The organism is Streptomyces sp. NPDC054840 (assembly GCF_053611065.1).
In genome coordinates this window covers 1-1,663 of sequence record NZ_JBSGZP010001048.1, presented here as the reverse complement: position 1 = coordinate 1,663, position 1,663 = coordinate 1, and the positions used below count along the sequence as shown (strand labels likewise).

The window sequence follows — 1,663 nt, the reverse complement described above, 5'->3', positions numbered from 1 at the left end:
CTCCTGGGGTGAGTGGTCGCCGCCCGGTCCGGGTGGCGCGCTGCCGCCGTCCCCACGAGGCAGCGCGGGCAGGTCGCCGTCAGGTCATCGGGACGGCGGCCCGCCGGTTCAGGGGGCCTGGTCGGCCGCGAGCCCGGTGGGGCGGGAAGGCGCGAGACCCAGGGACGGGAGCAGCACGGCGTCGACGAACCGGACCAGGTAGTCGGCGTCCGCGTACTTTCCCTCCAGCACAGGCCGGATGCGGAGCACGCCCATCAGCTGGGCGGGCAGGAACTCCACGGCCGGATGGCCGGCATCGATCTCGCCGCGCGCCACCGCACGTCCGACCATCTCGTCGAACGCGGCCAGCTCCGGGTCGACCAGGGCTTCGCGCAGGGCGGCCTGGAGTTCCTCGTCGCTGAGCACGGCGTGCCCGAGGGCCTGCGTCAGCCGCGTGTCCCTGCCCGAGGTGCCGGCCGCGATCCGGGCCGCTTCGCGCAGGTCACCCGCCAGTGACCCGGTGTCCACGGCGACGAGGGTGCCGCGGCGCCCCGCGCGCAGGGCGGCGGCGACCAGCTGGGGCTTGGTCTTCCACTGCCGGTAGAGCGTCGACTTGCCGCAGCTCGCCCGGGCGGCGACGCCCTCCATGGTCAGGGCCTCGTAGCCGTGCTCGCGCAGCTGCTCCAGGACGGCGTCGTAGAACTCCTGCTCCCGCTCCGGGGTGATCTTGGAGCGGCGCGCGGGGGACGGGGTCCTCGTCATGGATGCGGCTTTCCTCTGGGGCGCCTCGGCGGCAGGTTCCACTACGGAAGTGTACGGGAACGCGACCGTATCGGTACACCAGCGTATCGATACGCCAATGTATCGATACACTGGCGTGTCGCTGTGCGCGCAAACAGGAAGAGAGACCGGGGGATGAGCTCCCACACCACACCTGCCGGGCCGGCAGCCGGACGGAGAGCCGCGCGCCGCCGCCTCGTACGCGAGCTGCTGCTCGTCGCGGGATTCTTCACCGTCTACAAGGCGGGCCGGCTACTCGCGACCGACCGCACCGACGAGGCCTTTCGCAACGCGGCGCGAATATGGGACGTGGAGCGCTCCCTGCACCTGCCCGGCGAGGGCGCGGTACAGCGGCTGCTGCTGCACGGGGACGCCCTCGTCACCACCGCGAACACCTACTACGCTGGCGTCCACTTCCCGGCGACCGCGCTCTTCCTGATCTGGCTCTACATCCGCCGCCCCGCCCACTATCTGTGGACGCGCCGCGTACTCGCCGGACTCACCGGCGCCGCCCTCGCCCTGCACCTGGCCTTCCCGCTCGCGCCCCCGCGACTGCTCGACGCCGCGCGACTCATCGACACCGCGCAGGTCTACGGGCCCACCGTCTACAAGGCCGCACCGGCCGAGGACACCCTGGCGAACCAGTTCGCCGCCATGCCCTCGCTGCACTTCGGCTGGGCGCTGATGCTCGCGCTCGGCCTGATCGCCGCCACCTCCTCGCCGTGGCGCTTCCTGTGGCTGCTGCACCCTCTGCTGACCCTGCTGGTGATAGTCGGCACCGCCAACCACTACTGGCTCGACGCCGTCGTGGCCGCCGTCCTCCTCCGGGCGGCGCTGCTGCTGGTTCCGAAACCGCGCACGAGCGACGGGGACCGGGACCGGGACCCGGGTGCGGGCCCGGGCC

Annotated in this window: 2 protein-coding genes; one reads left to right on the top strand and one right to left on the bottom strand. The window is 72.5% G+C overall.

The annotated features are described in order from the left end of the window. Positions 1 to 108 precede the first annotated feature (108 nt). Positions 109 to 741 (bottom strand): TetR/AcrR family transcriptional regulator, encoded by a 633-nt coding sequence (locus tag ACWGIU_RS37365; RefSeq protein ID WP_453712510.1) that lies wholly within the window; start codon positions 739 to 741, stop codon positions 109 to 111. A gap of 153 nt (positions 742 to 894) precedes the next feature. Between ACWGIU_RS37365 and ACWGIU_RS37360 the strand changes: the two genes are divergently transcribed. After that, positions 895 to 1,663, top strand: a 769-nt coding sequence (locus ACWGIU_RS37360) for a phosphatase PAP2 family protein (protein ID WP_453712509.1), incomplete at its 3' end; no start/stop codon positions are given.

Coding starts and splice junctions, on each gene's coding strand:
- ACWGIU_RS37365 (WP_453712510.1), bottom strand. CDS start 741: ATGACGAGGACCCCGTCCCCCGCGCGCCGCTCCAAGATCACCCCGGAG.